The organism is Fluctibacter halophilus, assembly GCF_020687825.1.
In the GTDB taxonomy this organism is placed as follows: Bacteria; Pseudomonadota; Gammaproteobacteria; order Enterobacterales; family Alteromonadaceae; genus Fluctibacter; species Fluctibacter halophilus.
Map to the genome: position 1 here is coordinate 1 of NZ_JAJEWP010000007.1, position 16683 is coordinate 16683.

17 protein-coding genes are annotated in these 16683 nt (G+C 53.0%); 6 read left to right on the forward strand and 11 right to left on the reverse strand.

Features of this window, described 5'->3' with window-relative positions; all coding sequences use genetic code 11:
• Positions 1 to 224, forward strand: a 224-nt coding sequence (locus LJ739_RS17265; RefSeq protein ID WP_229162503.1) for a DUF3718 domain-containing protein, incomplete at its 5' end; no start/stop codon positions are given.
• Positions 225 to 1003: 779 nt separating this feature from the next.
• On the opposite strand, the gene LJ739_RS17270 is transcribed toward LJ739_RS17265, so the two are convergent.
• Positions 1004 to 1696 (reverse strand): hypothetical protein, encoded by a 693-nt coding sequence (locus tag LJ739_RS17270; RefSeq protein ID WP_229162505.1) that lies wholly within the window; start codon positions 1694 to 1696, stop codon positions 1004 to 1006.
• Between the two features lie 226 nt (positions 1697 to 1922).
• Here LJ739_RS17270 and LJ739_RS17275 point away from each other — a divergent pair, with 226 nt between their 5' ends.
• Complete coding sequence (locus LJ739_RS17275; RefSeq protein ID WP_229162506.1) at positions 1923 to 2669, forward strand: substrate-binding periplasmic protein; 747 nt, start codon at positions 1923 to 1925, stop codon at positions 2667 to 2669.
• Positions 2670 to 2682: 13 nt separating this feature from the next.
• On the opposite strand, the gene LJ739_RS17280 is transcribed toward LJ739_RS17275, so the two are convergent.
• From LJ739_RS17280 to LJ739_RS17305, 6 genes are all read right to left on the reverse strand, one after another.
• Positions 2683 to 5403: an ATP-binding protein gene (locus LJ739_RS17280; protein ID WP_229162507.1), complete on the reverse strand. Its 2721-nt coding sequence runs from the start codon at positions 5401 to 5403 to the stop codon at positions 2683 to 2685.
• Positions 5404 to 5419: 16 nt separating this feature from the next.
• Positions 5420 to 6685, reverse strand: coding sequence for an ABC transporter substrate-binding protein (locus tag LJ739_RS17285; protein WP_229162508.1), 1266 nt, complete (start codon positions 6683 to 6685; stop codon positions 5420 to 5422).
• A gap of 86 nt (positions 6686 to 6771) precedes the next feature.
• On the reverse strand, positions 6772 to 7194 hold the full coding sequence (locus LJ739_RS17290; RefSeq protein ID WP_229162509.1) for a DUF4426 domain-containing protein: 423 nt from the start codon (positions 7192 to 7194) through the stop codon (positions 6772 to 6774).
• A 121-nt stretch (positions 7195 to 7315) separates the two neighbouring features.
• On the reverse strand, positions 7316 to 7858 hold the full coding sequence (locus tag LJ739_RS17295; protein ID WP_229162510.1) for a YggT family protein: 543 nt from the start codon (positions 7856 to 7858) through the stop codon (positions 7316 to 7318).
• 12 nt (positions 7859 to 7870) lie between these two features.
• Positions 7871 to 8692 (reverse strand): pyrroline-5-carboxylate reductase, encoded by an 822-nt coding sequence (gene proC, locus LJ739_RS17300; RefSeq protein WP_229162511.1) that lies wholly within the window; start codon positions 8690 to 8692, stop codon positions 7871 to 7873.
• Between the two features lie 32 nt (positions 8693 to 8724).
• Positions 8725 to 9414: a YggS family pyridoxal phosphate-dependent enzyme gene (locus LJ739_RS17305; RefSeq protein WP_229162512.1), complete on the reverse strand. Its 690-nt coding sequence runs from the start codon at positions 9412 to 9414 to the stop codon at positions 8725 to 8727.
• A gap of 30 nt (positions 9415 to 9444) precedes the next feature.
• On the opposite strand from LJ739_RS17305, the gene LJ739_RS17310 reads away from it, so the two are divergent.
• Genes LJ739_RS17310 through LJ739_RS17320 form a run of 3 tightly spaced genes read left to right on the forward strand, consistent with a single transcriptional unit; the run spans position 9445 to position 11927 of the window.
• The gene (locus tag LJ739_RS17310; protein WP_229162513.1) at positions 9445 to 10488 is read left to right on the forward strand and encodes a type IV pilus twitching motility protein PilT; all 1044 of its coding nucleotides are present in this window, start codon (positions 9445 to 9447) and stop codon (positions 10486 to 10488) included.
• 9 nt (positions 10489 to 10497) lie between these two features.
• Complete coding sequence (locus LJ739_RS17315) at positions 10498 to 11610, forward strand: PilT/PilU family type 4a pilus ATPase (RefSeq protein ID WP_229162514.1); 1113 nt, start codon at positions 10498 to 10500, stop codon at positions 11608 to 11610.
• Complete coding sequence (locus LJ739_RS17320) at positions 11610 to 11927, forward strand: putative signal transducing protein (RefSeq protein ID WP_229162515.1); 318 nt, start codon at positions 11610 to 11612, stop codon at positions 11925 to 11927. Before LJ739_RS17315 ends, LJ739_RS17320 begins: the two co-directional genes overlap by 1 nt.
• Before the next feature lie 5 nt (positions 11928 to 11932).
• Here the strand turns inward: LJ739_RS17320 and ruvX are convergent, their stop codons facing one another.
• The 4 genes from ruvX to LJ739_RS17340 form a co-directional block, all read right to left on the reverse strand.
• Positions 11933 to 12358 carry a Holliday junction resolvase RuvX gene (gene ruvX / locus LJ739_RS17325; RefSeq protein ID WP_229162516.1) on the reverse strand — a complete coding sequence of 142 codons (426 nt, stop codon included), beginning with the start codon at positions 12356 to 12358 and terminating at the stop codon, positions 11933 to 11935.
• Positions 12358 to 12915, reverse strand: coding sequence for a YqgE/AlgH family protein (locus LJ739_RS17330; protein ID WP_229162518.1), 558 nt, complete (start codon positions 12913 to 12915; stop codon positions 12358 to 12360). The genes ruvX and LJ739_RS17330 overlap by 1 nt, the downstream gene beginning before the upstream one ends.
• 9 nt (positions 12916 to 12924) lie before the next feature.
• On the reverse strand, positions 12925 to 13887 hold the full coding sequence (gene gshB / locus LJ739_RS17335; RefSeq protein WP_229162520.1) for a glutathione synthase: 963 nt from the start codon (positions 13885 to 13887) through the stop codon (positions 12925 to 12927).
• A 139-nt stretch (positions 13888 to 14026) separates the two neighbouring features.
• Complete coding sequence (locus tag LJ739_RS17340; protein WP_229162522.1) at positions 14027 to 15031, reverse strand: cupin-like domain-containing protein; 1005 nt, start codon at positions 15029 to 15031, stop codon at positions 14027 to 14029.
• Positions 15032 to 15244: 213 nt separating this feature from the next.
• On the opposite strand from LJ739_RS17340, the gene LJ739_RS17345 reads away from it, so the two are divergent.
• On the forward strand, positions 15245 to 16642 hold the full coding sequence (locus tag LJ739_RS17345) for a sugar porter family MFS transporter (protein WP_267494471.1): 1398 nt from the start codon (positions 15245 to 15247) through the stop codon (positions 16640 to 16642).
• The last annotated feature ends 41 nt before the right edge of the window (positions 16643 to 16683 follow it).

Consider the following 16683-nt stretch of genomic DNA (forward strand, 5'->3'; position numbering starts at 1 on the left):
TGAAACTGCGTGACTACTACACCGGCATCAGCTGTGGTGGTCAGAGCCTGATCCGCACAGCGATGCTGAACAATGCGGTAGAGACAGGTGAACTGATGATTAAAAAGATGCCTAAGTCAGATTTGTCAGCGCCGGAAAAAGACGGCAAGACACTGGTGGCTTGGGTACAGGAAAACGGCCTGGCCGATTCACCGATTGCGCAAGTACTGAACGAGCGCATCTAAGTAAGGATTCAACGGGGGCAACCCCATTTAGTTGAAAGGATTTCAACATGGTTGCAGACGTGCGCTGTCTGCATTCGGAAAAACGGTACCCAATGGGTGCCGTTTTTTCTTGTTGGCGCCGTTGACGGGGCGTAGTGTCCCCGCGACGGGGTCTTGCGATTCCAACCCATAGATGCCCCATCGTCGGTCCTCGGCGCTTCCAATCAATGAGTGTTTTGTCCCAGCAATGAGCGCAAGGTGAGTTTGGCTGTCTGACTACGCTGACGACATAGTGCTTTTCAGGCTTTTTGGTCTTGCTGAATATAACTCACAGATACCGTCTCGTTAGCGCTTGCGGTTTTTTATCAAAGCGAGCGGTGTCGCGAAGATTTATCGGCGCCGTTGACGGGGCGTAGTATCCCCGCGACGGCGTCTCTCTGAACTTAACCTCCAGGCTCAGCAGGCCATGAGCCTGTTCGCGACGGCGTCTTACTGAGCTGAACCTTCAGATGCCGCATCGTCGATCCTCGGCGCTTCCAATCAATGAGTGTTTTGTCCCAGCAATGAGCGCAAGGGTGAGGCTCCGGTCTTTGTAGAAGACGCCGAGCAATAGGTAATTGCTCGGCGAGGAACGAACGACGCGACAGGACGTCGCGGCTGGAAACAAGCCACAGGGACGTGTTGATACATCTACGGTGCTCATTGACTGGGCGATGTATCCCAGCAATGAGCGCAAAAGAGTCTCGACCAATCTGACCAATTCAACAGCGCAGCTCTCAATGGGTATGCAGAGACCCGGCCTACGCCAGTAAACGACTGGACCACAGGGTAAAATCAACCCACCATTGTGCGTAAGGTAACGTGAGATAGAGGCCCACATTTATTATCCAGGCTATCGCAAAAAGGTATATTGGCGCGGTCAATTTGCGTTGCTGAGGGACTTTCCAAAGCAAGATGACGGCAATCAATGCGGGTATAGACATGGTAATCACAAACGGAGGTGATGATATGCCAATCATTTCTGTCGCGCTACCGACCGCCCGGCCAAGTCCGGGAATGAGAAAGACCATCGCCGTACAAACCATATAGCTGGCATGAAGCCGAGCATTTTTACGGTGTCTGAGCGCTTGAAAAAATAGCCATGTAAATAACACGGCCAGGAAAAGGCCGAACCAGTGAATGGCCAAAGCGCGTTCGGAAAATGGCTGTTTAACTTTCGCGATAAAATCAAAAGCCACATAGAAGGCAGCAATACTGACCAGCGGCCCTAACACAAATGCTATCTTTCCAACGCTGCGGTGGTATCGATTTCTACCCGTTTTCATTAACCACGCCTGGATAATCAACAACAGACACCAAAGGGTCATTGTTACGCCGTGAAAATGTTGACCGAACGTGATATCAGCAAAAAACTTTGAATAGTAACTGGGCCAGAAGCCGACGACCAGCACGGCCATCAACGCAATAAAATAGTAGACCGCATTCTTGTACATTGGGCACTCCCGACAAGGGTCTGAAAAGTGTAGGCCCCAGCCGGGAAAGTGTCGAGGAATGAGGCTATCCTCTCTCAGCATGTCACTGGTGAACTCAACCCTGCACTTTAACCCATCAAACACATAATCAGGTTGAAGCCTGACGTTCAAACCGCCATAGTAGTGACTTCGGAGATTTTTTACCCGCGGGTTAATACCCGTCAAGCGTGCAGCAGAGGATGATTTCGTGGCGATATTCAGGTGTTTGGCGTTTTTGCTGATATCGTTTTCCAGTGCAGCGCAAGGCCAACAAAAGCCGATCATTTACCTCTATACCTACCATGACAAACCGCCGTTTGTGGTGGATCTTGCCGCCCGCACGGGGTTGTATTTTGATTTGGCACAACGGTTCAACCAGTTGAGCGAGCACTATCAGTTTGTTACTGCCTACGTGCCCCGCAAGCGTCTGGACGTCATGATTGAACAGGGACGCATTGATGGGGTAGTGCTGGGGGCAAATCCGCTGTGGTTTGGTGACGCCGATCAAACCCGTTTCTTCTGGTTACCCCCGTATTTCGCAGACCAGGATGAGTTTGTCTCGTTAGCCCGGCAACCTTTTGAGTATCAGGGCCCGGAATCCTTCGTCAATACAACGGTCGCCGCAGTTGCCGGTTACTATTACAAAGGTGTCAATGAAGCGGTCAGTCGCGGCGCAGCGTTGCGGATTGATACGGTCAGTGAAGAAAGCGTCTTAACACTGGTCAAAAAAGGTCGTGCCGATGTCGGCCTGGTCAGTCGCTCGGTGTTCAAGTACCTGCGTCGACATGACAGGGTTGACGACATTTACCATTTCTCAGCCATCCCCCATGACCGCTTTGAACGCCAGGCATTTATGCCACGAGAGGACGTCATCCGCTGTGAAGCGCTGAACAGATTGTTTAGCCGCGTGTTGCAGGATGGCAGTTGGTCTGCCCTGGTCGCCCGCTACCAGTAGGGTTATTCAACCTTTATGATGTTTCAACAGGTGGAGATTGTGGCAGGTACTTGCTGAGCAATGCTTCGAGTTGCACCAGTTTAATCGGCTTGGTCAGGTAGTCATTCATGCCGGCAGCCAAGGCCTTGTCTTTGTCTTCCTGCATGGCATTGGCCGACAGGCCACAAATCAATAAGTCGGGGAAACCCCGTTCCCTGATCATGCGTGTGGCTTGATAACCGTCCATGTTTGGCATCTGAATGTCCATCAGCACGATGGAGTAGTGCGGAGAATTGACGATCTTTGTTACCGCTTGCTGACCATCCTCTGCCACATCAAAGGTCAGTCCCAGGCGGGTTAACATCTGCCCGGCGACCAGTTGATTGATGGCATTGTCCTCCACGAGTAACACGTGTCCTTCCAGTTGCTTGCTTGGGCGCTCAATGATGGCCAGCTCTGCACTGCTGTCGGTCTGCAGATTACGATCCAGCGCCTGTACCAGTTGGTTGGGAGTGAAGGGATGGCTGAGGACCGCCGTGTGCCATTTTTTGGCCAGCAGTTGACCAAGGTTGAGTGGTTGGGTGTCGGTGACAAACAAAAAATGAATGCTGCGTTGTTGCAGGGTTTCAATCTGGGCCTTCAGGGCCAGGTGTTGCTCCAAATCCTGTATATCGATGATGACCTCATCCCGCTCATCAATGTCCTCACACCGGTTGCCTAATTCGGCTTGCGGGAACTGTTTCACCTCAACAGGCAGTGCATCAAGATAACGTGTATCGAGCAATGCGTCGGGTTGCTTGCAAAAATACCACAGTGTCTTTTTATCCGTCGGTTTCCATTGCAGGACGGCGGGGCTCTTATCGGGGCGGGAGAGTGAAAACGTGACACTGAACGTGCTACCCACGTTTGGTGTGGATGTCACTGCCACACCACCACCCATCAATTCGGTCAGGTTTTTCACTATTGCCAAACCCAGGCCCGTCCCGCCATAGGTACGACTGGTCGAACCGTCTGCCTGGGTAAAGCTATCAAAGATAGTTGCCAGTTGTGTTTCGTTCATGCCGATGCCGGTGTCAGTGACATCGACGCGTATTTGGACACCATGCTCGGTGTCAGGGATAGGCTGGTGTTCCAGTCGAATATCGATAGCGCCGTTGCGGGTGAACTTGATCGCATTGGTACATAGGTTGAGCAATACCTGATTGATCCGTAAAGGGTCGCCGTTGAGCAGGCTTGGCAGGGTCGGTTCAACAAAGAAATGCACATTGAGGTTTTTCTCCCGCGCCCGGGTGGTGATGTTGGCTAACAGGTTGTCAAACAGTGACTGCACGGAAAACTCAATGGTTTCAATGTGTAGTTTGCCGGCTTCAATCTTGGAAAAGTCCAGGATGTCATTGATCAGGCTCATCAATATCTGACTGGACAGAGACAGCTTTTTCAAAAATTCCCGCTGTTCATCATTCAGCGGGGTGTTGCCCAGTAAGTCGAGTAGGCCGATGATGCCGTTCATCGGTGTGCGGATTTCGTGACTCATGTTGGCCAGGAACATGCTTTTGGATTGTGTTGCTTGCTCGGCTTTACGTTTGGCCAGACTCAATTCCTGGTTCATGGCGATTTGGCGCGAATTGAGCTCCTGAGCCCGACTCAGTAGCTCTTCTGTCTGCTGATTCTTATGGTGAAAAACCGCTGCAGCACGTGACAGTTCGCCTATTTCATCCTGACGGGAGCGGCCGGGAATCTTGTCAATATTTTCATCGTCGGCGAGTTTGTTGAACACCGAGGTGATGCGCTTGATCGGCAGCATTACCCGGTAACCAAAAAACAGCGCAATCAAAGCGGCGATGGTAATGGACAGTACCGAAGACCACAGCATCTGCCGATTGGTTTTTTCCAGCCCTTGCTTGATATGGGTGTTAGCCTCAATTAGCCGCTGTGTTTCCAGGCTATTAAGCTGTTTGGCGAGGTACAAAAACTCATTGGCCGAACCGGCCATTACCACGTTGACCAGATAAAGGTAGCCCCGGGTGATTTGGGTCAGTTGGAAAAAGTCATTTTCCACATCTTCAAAGGTGTGATCAATTGTGTCGCGTAGTTCAGCACTCCAGGCCAGTTCGGAAGTCTGTTGGCGGGCTACAGAAATGGCTTGCTGAAACGCTTCAACATACTGGTTTTCAGGCGACAGGACATAGCGAAACGCCGATGTCTTGGCCCTCGACAGGTAGAATTTGGCTTCGGTTAAGGTCAGTTGCTGTTGCGGCGTCTTCCACTGATAACGCTCCAATAACCGAAACAACTCATCCATCTCGAGTAACAGGTCATCTTCAAACACTTCTTTACGACGACTTCGGTCCATCACCACGGCGCTGAAATTGACCTGATAGTCATTCAGGTGACTTTGCATGTTAGCGATCCGTTGCAACTCTTCGTTGTCGTTGTTGTCGACCATTTGCGTGAGGGCGGCCAGGTTTGCTTTGATATTGGCCATGATCAGATCGAATCTGGACACCACCGAAGGGCTGGCGGTTTCCTTAAAGATCAGCACGTTGCGTTGTAGATCCAGGACATCACGCTCAAGCTCACGAACCAGGTTGACTTTCAGCACCGCTTGTTGCCCCTGACTCAGGCTCTGCTGGTATTCGTTTTGTGCCTGTCGTGCCAGGAAGCCTTGCCAAATCAACAAGCCAACCAGTACACCCAGCACCAAAAAGACCTGCACCCGCAAGGAACGAATGACAAGCAAGAACCAGTCTGGCATTGATTTCCTCCGTTGGTCAGGAACTGATAAATTCGTACCACTTTTGCAAGCTGTACTCGTAGGTAGGCATCACGGAGTTCCATACCGCGACATTGCTGAAACGTTTTTGGTAGCTTCCGCCGGTACGCCGCTGACCCCGCTTCACCACGATTTGACCATCGGTGCCTTTGAGATCGGTTTGGGCCGGTTCACCGCCGTACCAATAGTCCCATTCTGCATCACTCAGATAATCAGCTGAACGGGCCGGATTTGATATGTAATAACCCTGGCGAGCAATGAAGGCGCCTGGCCAGCCGGATAACCACCAGTTCATGTATTCATAGGCCGCATCGCGGTGACGACCTTCTGTGGCTGATGACAGGCACATCACACCGTGCCAGCCACGATAACCCTCTTTCGGCGCGGCGAAGCGGGCCGGTATACCTTCGCCGTTCAACTGGGTAATCCCCGGGCTGAACATGCTTTGAATGATTGTCCGGCCGCTACGCATGTAGTCAACAGACTCAGGAACCGAGGTCCAGAAACCGTTGAAGTGGCCAGCCTGCTTGAGTGCTATCAGCGTATTAAACATGGCGTCCAGCTCGTCTTTACGCAGCGAACCTACATCATCAAAGGTATGTAGACCCTTGGCTTGCAGTGCCAGCGCCAAATCAAACAGACCAATGGTCGGGGCATTGACGATAGCCACCTTGCCGCGGTATTGCTCATCGAGTAACCAGCCCCAACTTTCGGTAAGGTAGTCTTCACCCGCCGGTATGACGTCGGTGTTGTAGCCAAAAGAGTCCACATTATGCACGTAGGGCAAAAAGCTGATTTGACCGGTATGGTCTGGGCCGAGAGTACGTTTTTTTTGTACATGCAATAGCTTGAAGGGGGCGTCGCCGAAGCCAACCCGGGCGTCTGTAGTTAACTTGCCGGTTTTGGTCAGGTTATTGATTTCATCCCAGTAACGGATGCGCTTTTTATCGATGGGCTGAATTGCGCCACTACGCCAAAGTACCTGGATGCTGTTCGACCATTGTTCATACAAATCAAACGATTGAGGACGCATGGAGGCTTGCTGCAATACCGCTGCGCTACCACCAGGACTGAATTGTAAATCAATACCCAGGTCATGCATGGCACGCTGTCGCAATGACTCCTGCAGCGTAACGTGGGTGCCGAGTACCCGCAGCGTCACCGGGCGCTGACGGGCAAACACATACGGAGCCTTGATACAGGCTGTGGCGCTAATGCCTGCGCAGGCGATGTTCTTGATCAGTGTTCTTCGGCGGTTGTCCATAGCGTCCCATCATGGCCCAACAGGGCGTGCTTCACCTCTTCAAAGTAGGTGAATTCCCGCCGTTGCGCAACGCCATCGGGGGCGGCTTATTCGGCAAACAGCTTTTGTTCGAACTTCAACGTTTGTTGCTGGTTGCCTTGTTGGATGTCGATAGCGAAGCGGTAGTGTTCACGGTTGTCAATGTCCATCACCGCCAGATAGTAAATCGCATCTCCGTCGTTGACCTGCTTAAATGTCAGCGGGATCGTTGCGCCCATCAGGGTACGTGCCTGACCACTCACGCTCACATCCTGGGCAGCACTGCTGCGATGATCGAGAACGGAAATGTTGATCAGTACCTTATTTTTACTGCGCGTTATGTCGTAGGCTCGCGCCACTTCTGGGGTCAAAAAGGTGGTATTGACCGCCATGTAGTGCACATCCCACTTGCCCAGTTGTTTCATTTGTTCGGCATGCGCCGCTGATACAGTCAGCAGGCAGGCTACCAGGCCGATCAAAAGTGCTTTCATGATTTCTCCGTTGAGATAAAAGGCTTATGTAAGCATAGCTGAAGGGGGAAGGTTTTTCGTCCGCGCTAAGCCCAGTAAAGGCGCAGGCGTTGGCAATGAAAGCTGCCAACGCACTGTGGGATTACATGTAGCCGAGCAGGTCGCCAATCAGTTTTTGCAGGAAGATCAGCGCGATGATCGCCACCATGACGGACAGGTCTAATCCGCCCATTGGCGGCAGTATGCGTCTGATTGGCGCCAGGAAGGGCTCTGTCAGCTGGTGCATGACATACTCCAGCGGGTTTTGGCCCTGACTGACCCAGCTCAGGATGGCGCGGATGATCAATACCCACATGATCAACTGCAGTCCTTCACGCACCACTTCAACCGCCGACGCGATCAATAGCCCGACGGGGTTGGTGTAGACACTCCCTGCAATGGCACTGAGGGCGAGAATCTTAACCACACACACGGCCAACGCCAGCAGCAGGGTTGCGGTGTCCAGGCGTCCGATCGATGGGATCACCCGGCGCAGAGGTCCGACGATTGGGTGGGTTGCCTTGACGACAAACTGGCTAAAAGGGTTGTAGAAATCGGCTTGTGCCAATTGCAGCCACAGGCGCAATAGCACGACCATCAAATACAACCCGAACAAGGTATCGACAAGGAACATGGTGGAATTCATCAACGGTTTCCCTTAAAACAAATCTGACATTTCTTCGGCTCGGGCGATAGCGGCAGCCATCGCACCAGCGACCAGTTTATCTAAACCGTTTTTCTGGAAATGTTCAACGGCCTGTGCGGTTGTTCCGCCCTTGGATGTAACTTGGGCGCGCAACTCACTTAATTCAAGGTCTGGATTGTGACAAACCATTTCGGCGCTACCCAGCATGGCTTGTTGAACCATGCGTCGTGCGGTGTCTTTGTCAAATCCCTGGGTCATGGTGAATTCCTGCATGGCTTGCAAAAACAGGAAGAAATACGCCGGTGAACTGCCTGCCGCGGCAATAACGCCGTTGATCTGGGCTTCATCCTCAACCCAGACAATGTCGCCCACCTGTCCCATCAAGTCGCCAGCATAGGTTTTATCCTGTGCATCCAGGCTCGCGTCTGCGTAAAGTCCGGTCATTCCTTTGCCCAGCGCACTGGGGGTGTTCGGCATGGTGCGAACCACGTCGTACTCGCCACCTAACATTTGTTGCAAGCGTTTGTGTGGAATGCCTGCTGCAATTGAGACAAACAGTTTTCCTGATAAATCGCAGTGTTTTGCAAGGTCCTGACAGACCTGTTCCATCAGCTGAGGCTTGACCGCCAGCACCACCACCTCAGCATCGTTGACGGCGGCATGGTTGTCGTGGGTGATGTTAATGCCAAAGTGTTGCTGCAAATCGTCGAGTTTTGGGCGCGAAGGATTACTGGCGGTGATGCGGTCACTTGGATAACCGCTGCTGACCATGCCTGAAATGATCGATTTGGTCATGTTACCGGCGCCAATAAAGGCAATGTTGCGATGTTGCATAAAGCTCCCGTTTATCTATTCGTTACGATGGTTTAAGGGCGTGCACGCGGACCAAACAGCGCGGTGCCTAATCTCACCATGGTTGAGCCGGCTTTTATCGCCTGTTCCATATCGCCGCTCATGCCCATCGACAGTGTATCAACCTGAGGATAGCTTGCCTTCAAGTCGGTAAACGCCTGGTGCATGTGGGCAAAGCTTTGCTGTAGTTGCTGTTCACTTTGTGCGGCGGCAGGAATGGTCATCAACCCTCGCAGGATGAGATTGGGCAGCGCATCGATGTCTGCCGCCAAAGCCGCTATCTCTGTGGGGGCGACACCACTTTTGCTGTCTTCGTCGTTAATGTTGACCTGGATCAGCACGTTCAAGGGCTTGAACGGACTGCGTTGTTCGCTGAGTCGTCGGGCAATCTTCACCCGATCGATGCTTTGCACCCAATCGAAATGCTCCGCCACCAGGCGAGTTTTGTTTGACTGTAATGGGCCGATGAAATGCCATTCAATGTCTTTAAAATCCTGAAGTTGCTGGACTTTTTCGACACCTTCCTGGACATAGTTTTCACCAAACTTTCGTTGTCCCGCCTCATACGCAAGAACAATATCGGATACCGGTTTGGTTTTGCTCACCGCTAGCAATTGTACTGAATTTGGCGCACGATGAGCATCTACAGCAGATTGCTGCAGGCTTAAGAGTGCGCTTTTAAGTCGTTCTGCTATTGTTTCCATTACGCTAATACATAGACGGAGAAAGTGGCTGTGGATATTACCGAACTTTTGGCCTTCAGTGTTAAAAACAAAGCCTCGGATTTGCACTTGTCGGCCGGATTGCCACCGATCATTCGCGTTGACGGTGAGATGCGCCGACTCAACGTGGATTCCTTGGATCACAAACAGGTTCACGCGCTGGTGTATGAAATCATGAATGACCAGCAACGTAAAGAGTACGAAGAAAACCTCGAAGTGGATTTCTCGTTCGAGGTTAAAGATCTGTCCCGCTTCCGGGTAAATGCTTTTGTGCAGAACCGCGGTGCTGCGGCGGTGCTGCGTACCATTCCCAGCGAAGTATTGACCCTTGACGATCTGGGTGCTCCTGCGATCTTCAAAGACATCATCAATCAACCGACCGGGATCGTACTGGTAACCGGAGCCACCGGTTCGGGTAAGAGTACTACCCTGGCGGCGATGATTGACCATATCAATACCAACAAGCGTGAACACATCCTGACCATCGAAGACCCGATCGAATTCGTGCACGACAACAAGCTGTCGGTGATCAACCAGCGGGAAGTACACCGGGATACGCACAGTTTTAACAATGCACTGCGTAGTGCATTACGTGAAGACCCCGATGTCATCCTGGTGGGTGAGCTTCGTGACCTCGAAACCATTCGCCTGGCGATATCGGCGGCAGAAACAGGCCATTTGGTGTTTGGCACCCTGCACACCAACTCGGCACCGAAAACCATTGACCGGATCATTGACGTGTTCCCGGCTGAGGAAAAGTCGATGGTGCGTTCGATGTTGTCAGAGTCCTTGCGGGCGGTTATTTCCCAGACGCTGTTGAAAAAGGTCGGCGGTGGTCGGATTGCTGCCCATGAAATCATGGTGGGTATCCCGGCGATTCGAAACCTGATCCGTGAAGACAAGGTGCCGCAAATGTACTCCGTGATCCAGACCGGTCAGGCCCATGGCATGCAGACCATGGATCAGTGTTTGCAAAAACTGGTGGCCATGGGGGTTATTACTGCCCAGGATGCCGCTGCCAAGTCAATTGACAAGCAGCCCAAGCCTGGTTTTTAAGGAGGCATTATGGACATCAACCCGTTTTTACAGAAGATGGCCGATGAAGGGGCCTCGGATTTGTTCATCACCGCCGGCTTTCCGGTCAGTGCCAAAATTAATGGCCAGATGACGCCCATCAGCGAAGAATCACTGACGGATGAAATGGCGCTGGCATTGGTGCACAGCACCATGAATGAAAAGCAGCGCACGGAATTTGACGAAACCAAAGAGTGTAACTTTGCCATCGCCCGTGATCACATCGGTCGCTTCCGTTGCAGTGCCTTCTGGCAGCGCGATCAGGCCGGGATGGTTATCCGTCGGATTGTGACCCAGATCCCCAAAGTTGACAGCCTGGGACTGCCGTCCGTATTGAAAGACGTGATCATGTCCAAACGGGGCCTGGTATTGTTTGTGGGTGCCACCGGCACGGGTAAATCAACTTCTCTGGCGGCATTGATGGGCCATCGAAACCAGAATTCCCGTGGCCACATCCTGACCATTGAAGACCCGATTGAATTTGTCCATGAACACGCCGGCTGTGTGGTCACCCAGCGGGAAGTGGGGATTGATACCCGGACCTTTGATGATGCGCTGAAAAGCTCTCTGCGTCAGGCTCCGGATGTGATTCTGATTGGTGAGATCCGTTCGATGGAAACCATGGAATATGCCATGTCCTTTGCGGATACCGGTCACCTGTGTGTTGCCACCCTGCACGCCAACAACGCCAACCAGGCGATTGAACGGATCATGCACCTAGCACCGCCGGAGCAGCATGAAAAGCTGCGCTACGATCTGAGTCTTAACCTGCGCGCATTGGTGGCACAGCAACTGGTGCCGACCATTGATGGCAATGGCCGGGTGGCGGCAATCGAAATTTTGCTCAATTCACCGTTGGTCGCCGACATGATCCAGAAAGGCAATATCGGTGGCCTCAAAGAAGCGATGAAAAAGGGCAAAGAGGCGGGAATGCAAACCTTCGATATGGCGCTTTATGAGCATTATAAGAACGGCAAGATCAGTCTCGATCAGGCGCTGCACCATGCAGACTCGCCCAACGATCTGCGCCTGATGATCAAGCTGGATACCGATGAGGGCAGCAGCCTGGGCTCGTTGTCCAACGTCTCTATCGATATGGACTGATGGTACATCTTTTTTCTCACCAGGATCCGTTTTTGATCCAGCAAGTGTGCGATGCCCTGGAAAGCCGGGGCATCCCGTTCTGGGTTAAGAACCGCTATGCCGGTGGTGCCGTCGGTGAGCTGTCACCGCTGGATAGCTGGCCGGAAGTGTGGCTGACTGACGATGAGTGGTTACAGCGTGCTCAGCGGCTGGTGGACGATCTGAATACCGCGTCGCCACTGGCCCCTTGGGTCTGTGATGAATGTGGTGAAGAAAATGGCGGTGCGTTCGAGGTGTGCTGGCAATGTGCCCATGTCATCGGGGCTGACCCTTCCTGAGTCTGTCAGTCGTACAGAGTGTCCAGGTAGCTTTCAACGATTAAGCAGGCGGAAGCGCTGTCCACCAGGCCTTTTTGCAGCTTTTTGTAGCCGCCCATATCAAACAAACGGGCTTTTGCATCCACCGTGGTCAAGCGCTCATCGCAGGTTTCTACCGGTAGCCCCAGACGGCTGTGCAGACGATTAGCAAATTTGCGCGCTGCGTGAGTGAGGTGCTGGTCGCTGCCGTCCATGTTCAGCGGCAATCCCACTACGATGCGCTGAGGTTGCCATTCAGACGCCAGTTGTTCGATGACTGTCCAGTCAGGAATACCGTCCCGAGCCTTGAGCGCTGGCAGAGGGGCTGCCGTGCCTGTGATGGCTTGTCCGACGGCCACGCCGATACTCTTCATGCCAAAGTCAAAACCCAGTACGGTCAGGTTGTTGTCCATCAGGCGTGACCTGCATCCGGGCCCAGTTGCCAGGTATCGATACCGAGTTTGTGCACTGCGGCTTGCCATTTTTTATGGATCGGGACGTCAAACAGAATGTCGAGGTCTGCTTCAATGGTAAGCCAGGCGTTGTTTTGCAGTTCTTCTTCCAACTGACCGGCGGTCCATCCCGCATAGCCCAGTGTTACCAGTGATTTGTCCGGGGCTTTCTCGTTGCCCAATACCGACAGGATATCCCGCGAAGTGGTCACCATAATCTCGGGCGTCAGTGCTAGACTGGCGCTCCAACCCGGTTGAGTGGTGTGCAGAATGAAGCCTCGGTCGGTGTTCACCGGCCCACCGGCCAATACGATATTGTCGGCCTTTTCATCCAACACGATGGCGTCTTTGTCGGCCTGGTTGATCAGTTCTTTTAAGCTCATGCCCACGGGTTGATTGATCACCAGTCCCATTGCACCGTTCTCGTTGTGCTCGCACAAATAGGTCACGGAGCGATTAAAAAACGGGTCTTCCATGCTGGGCATGGCAATCAGAAAGTGATTTTCTAAGCTTTGCATGGTCCTGGTTTACTCCTGTCGGTTGGCGTGCAGTCGCTTTTCGATGGCATCCATCAGCATTGCACAGATGTTGACCGGGTAGGCGGCTTCAAGTTCCTGTACACAGGTTGGACTGGTGACATTGATTTCGGTGACCTTATCGCCAATCACGTCCAGCCCCACAAACAACAGGCCTTTTTCTTTCAGTGTCGGGGCAATTTCGCGGGCAATGGCAAGGTCGCTGTCGCTCAGCGGTTGCGGACGCCCGGTACCGCCTGCGGCCAGATTGCCGCGGGTCTCCGTGCCGGTGGGTAGGCGGGCGAGGGCATACGGCACCACCTCGCCATCGACAATCAGTATCCGCTTGTCGCCGTCTTTAATGGCCGGCTGGTACTGCTGTACCATGGCATATTGTTGCCCTCTGGCGGTCAGGGTTTCGATCACCACGCCGAGGTTATTGGCGTCTTCCTTAACCCGGAAGATGGATGTGCCACCCATGCCATCAAGGGGTTTACAGATGATGTCTTTGTGTTGCTGATGAAACGCCCTGATCAAGTCATCACGGCGGGTGACGAGGGTCGGCGGGATTAAATCCGGGAACCAGGAGGTAAACAGTTTCTCATTAAAATCGCGCAGACTCTGGGCCTTGTTGACCACCAGCGTGCCAGCTTGTTCCGCCAGCTCAAACATCTGGGTCGCATACAAAAACTCGCCATCGAAGGGGGGATCCTTACGCATCAGTAAGACATCCAACTCAGCCAGGCTGCGTTCTTCGGCATCGTCTAGGTCAAACCAGTGTTCGGCGTCCCGCTGCACCGACAACGGACGCATCCGTGCCATGGGTTGGCCATTGTTCAGATACAGGTCGGCCATTTCCATGTACATCAGCTGATAGCCACGATGCTGGGCCTCCAGCAGCATTGCAAAACTGGTGTCTTTTTTGATGTTGATGTCCCGGATTGGGTCCATCACGATGCCTAAAGTAATCTTCAATGCGGCAGTCCTTGTGTAATCGATACAGGGTGATATCCCCAATCAGTATACAAGGTAAGTGGTGGTGGTTTGACACTTTTCAAGGCAAGTGCGCCCCATGCTGCGACGAAAAAGGCGTCTTAGGAAACGTTTGATTCCGCTAACGGTTCAATCGATTGAGCAACATGGCGCGCAAGGTTCTGGCCTGGCGTTCGTCCATGTCACCCAGCGGGCCGAGCAGGTGGTCAGGCAGATGTGCAGTGGCCAGATCGTTGTCAGCAAAAATGTAATAGTCAAACAGTGCCAGCCAGCTTTGTCGTTGTGAGGCTGGCAGTTGGCGCAAACTTAACAACGCATGTTCCAAAGCCGCCATCGGCTGGCCAAGATAAGCGGGTTCGTCCCGCCACCAGTAGTTGATCAGCCCATTGACGGTGCTCAACCCTTCCACATGGTGCCACCACATTGACGGTACATACAGCGCATCTCCGGGCGATAAGTCGGCAATCAGACCGTGCTTGAGGGCCTCTTCAAAGCGCGGGAATCGCTCAAGATCCGGAGCGTGAAAATCCACCAGACTGATGGTTTGGCCTGCAGGCGTCAGGTGCACCGGGCCGGGATACAAATTGGCAATTTGTTCGGGCGGAAACAGGGTGAAGCGTCGTTGCCCTGCTACGCAACAGGCAAGGTTGCTGGGCGCATCAAAATGACAGGCGATGCGAGATTGATTACCCAGCCACAGGCTGACCAGAGGATTGGTTGTTGTCAGTGCCACATCATTGTTGTCACGAATGCCAGGTAAGCAGCTGTCCAGTGTCGTCGAACCGACATAAAAATGGGCCGGTTCATCTTCTTCAGGTGCCCGGCCCAACCGTTCCAAGACATCGGTAAAAGGCAAAGAGACGGAGTTGAAATTGAATCCGCTCATGTCGTCATTGTAGAAATAGCGTCCTTGCATACTGGCGTCACCACCAAATGCCTTGACCATTTTGCCGACATCGAAACGGCGCAGGTAGTCAAGCAATGCCGCATCACTGTCTCGGGCCGCACTGACCATCGGCCAGTCTGCCACCAACTGCTCGAGGACTACCGGGCCGGACTGTTGTTGTAACACTGACAGTAACGCCTGAGGATCGTCGAGAGAGATGCGCGGAACGGGTTGAGGCATGGTGCTAATCCTGTCACTGTAAAGGGCTGAACATGGTCATTTGTGTCGCGATTGTGGCAATTTAACGTGTGCAGCCGCATTCGTATTCATGTCGGCAACACTGGTGATCAATATCGACAAGGGCTAGATTAGCATGGAGTTGTGATCTGTTCACGAGCTGCAGCCGAACGCGCTTGTTGCCTTGGCACGCTGATCTTTTTAAGGAGAACCATTTTGCAATCGAATCAGGAAAACCTCGGATTGATCGTTCTGATCAGCTGTGTCGCCACCATCGGTGGTTTTTTGTTTGGCTTTGACAGCGGCGTAATCAATGGCACTGTCGACGGTCTGCAACAAGCATTCGGATCGGACAGCATCGGTACCGGATTTAACGTCGCCAGCATGCTGTTAGGTTGTGCGGTCGGAGCGTTCATGGCCGGTCGATTAGCGGATTGGTATGGCCGTAAGACCTTGCTGATCGTTACTGCGATGTTGTTCATTATCAGTGCATGGGGTTCGGGCGCCGCAGATACGTCATTTGGTTTTGTGGTGTATCGGATCCTGGGCGGTCTGGCGGTAGGGGCCGCGTCGGTCATGGCGCCGGCCTACATCAGCGAGATAGCCCCCGCGCGGATCCGGGGGACGCTGGCAACCGTGCAACAGATTGCCATCATTGGGGGCTTGTTCTGTGCGTTTGTGAGCAATTATCTGTTGGCCAACACGGCGGGGGTGTCGACGGCCGAATTCTGGTTGGGCTTTGAAGCCTGGCGCTGGATGTTCTGGATGGAACTGGTGCCGGCAGTGATTTTTCTGCTGGCGTTGATTGGGATCCCGGAAAGTCCCCGTTACCTGATGATCAAAAAGCGCCGCCAGGACGCCATGGCAGTGTTGCACCGACTGTACGGTGAGGCCGATGCCACACGCAAAATTGAGGACATTGAAGACTCGCTGGCAGACGACCATCAACCCACCTTTGCCGATTTGCTGGACCGCAACAGCGGCAAAGTCCGCAAGATTGTGTGGGTGGGGATAGGGCTGGCCACTTTTCAACAACTGGTCGGTATCAATGTGGTGTTTTACTACGGCGCGGTGCTGTGGCAGGCAGTCGGGTTTTCCGAAGGCGATGCATTGTTGATCAACGTGATCAGTGGTGCCGTGAGTATCGCCGCGTGTTTAATCACCCTGTACCTGATTGATAAGGTGGGACGTAAACCTTTCCTGATGTTGGGCTCTGTCGGTATGTCAATTACGCTGGGTTTGATGGTGGTGGCATTTCTCAGTGCTGATCTGGATGCAGCAGGTAAATTGCAGCTTGGGGATATGGGGCCGTTGGCGCTGGTGGCGGCGAATGCCTATGTGTTTTTCTTTAACATGTCATGGGGACCGGTGATGTGGGTGATGTTGGGAGAGATGTTCCCCAATCAGATCCGGGGATCAGGATTGGCCGTCAGCGGTCTGTTCCAGTGGGGCGCAAATTTTGCCATCACCATGACCTTCCCGATCATGCTGGGCGGCATTGGTCTGGCGGGAGCCTATGGTTTTTATACCGTTTGTGCGGTGTTGTCGATTGGTTTCGTCGGCCTGTTGGTGCATGAAACCAAAGGCAAGGAATTGGAGGAGATGGAAGGTTAGCGCGGTGAGTCCTGAATGGCGTCACTACGCACTCGCATCGT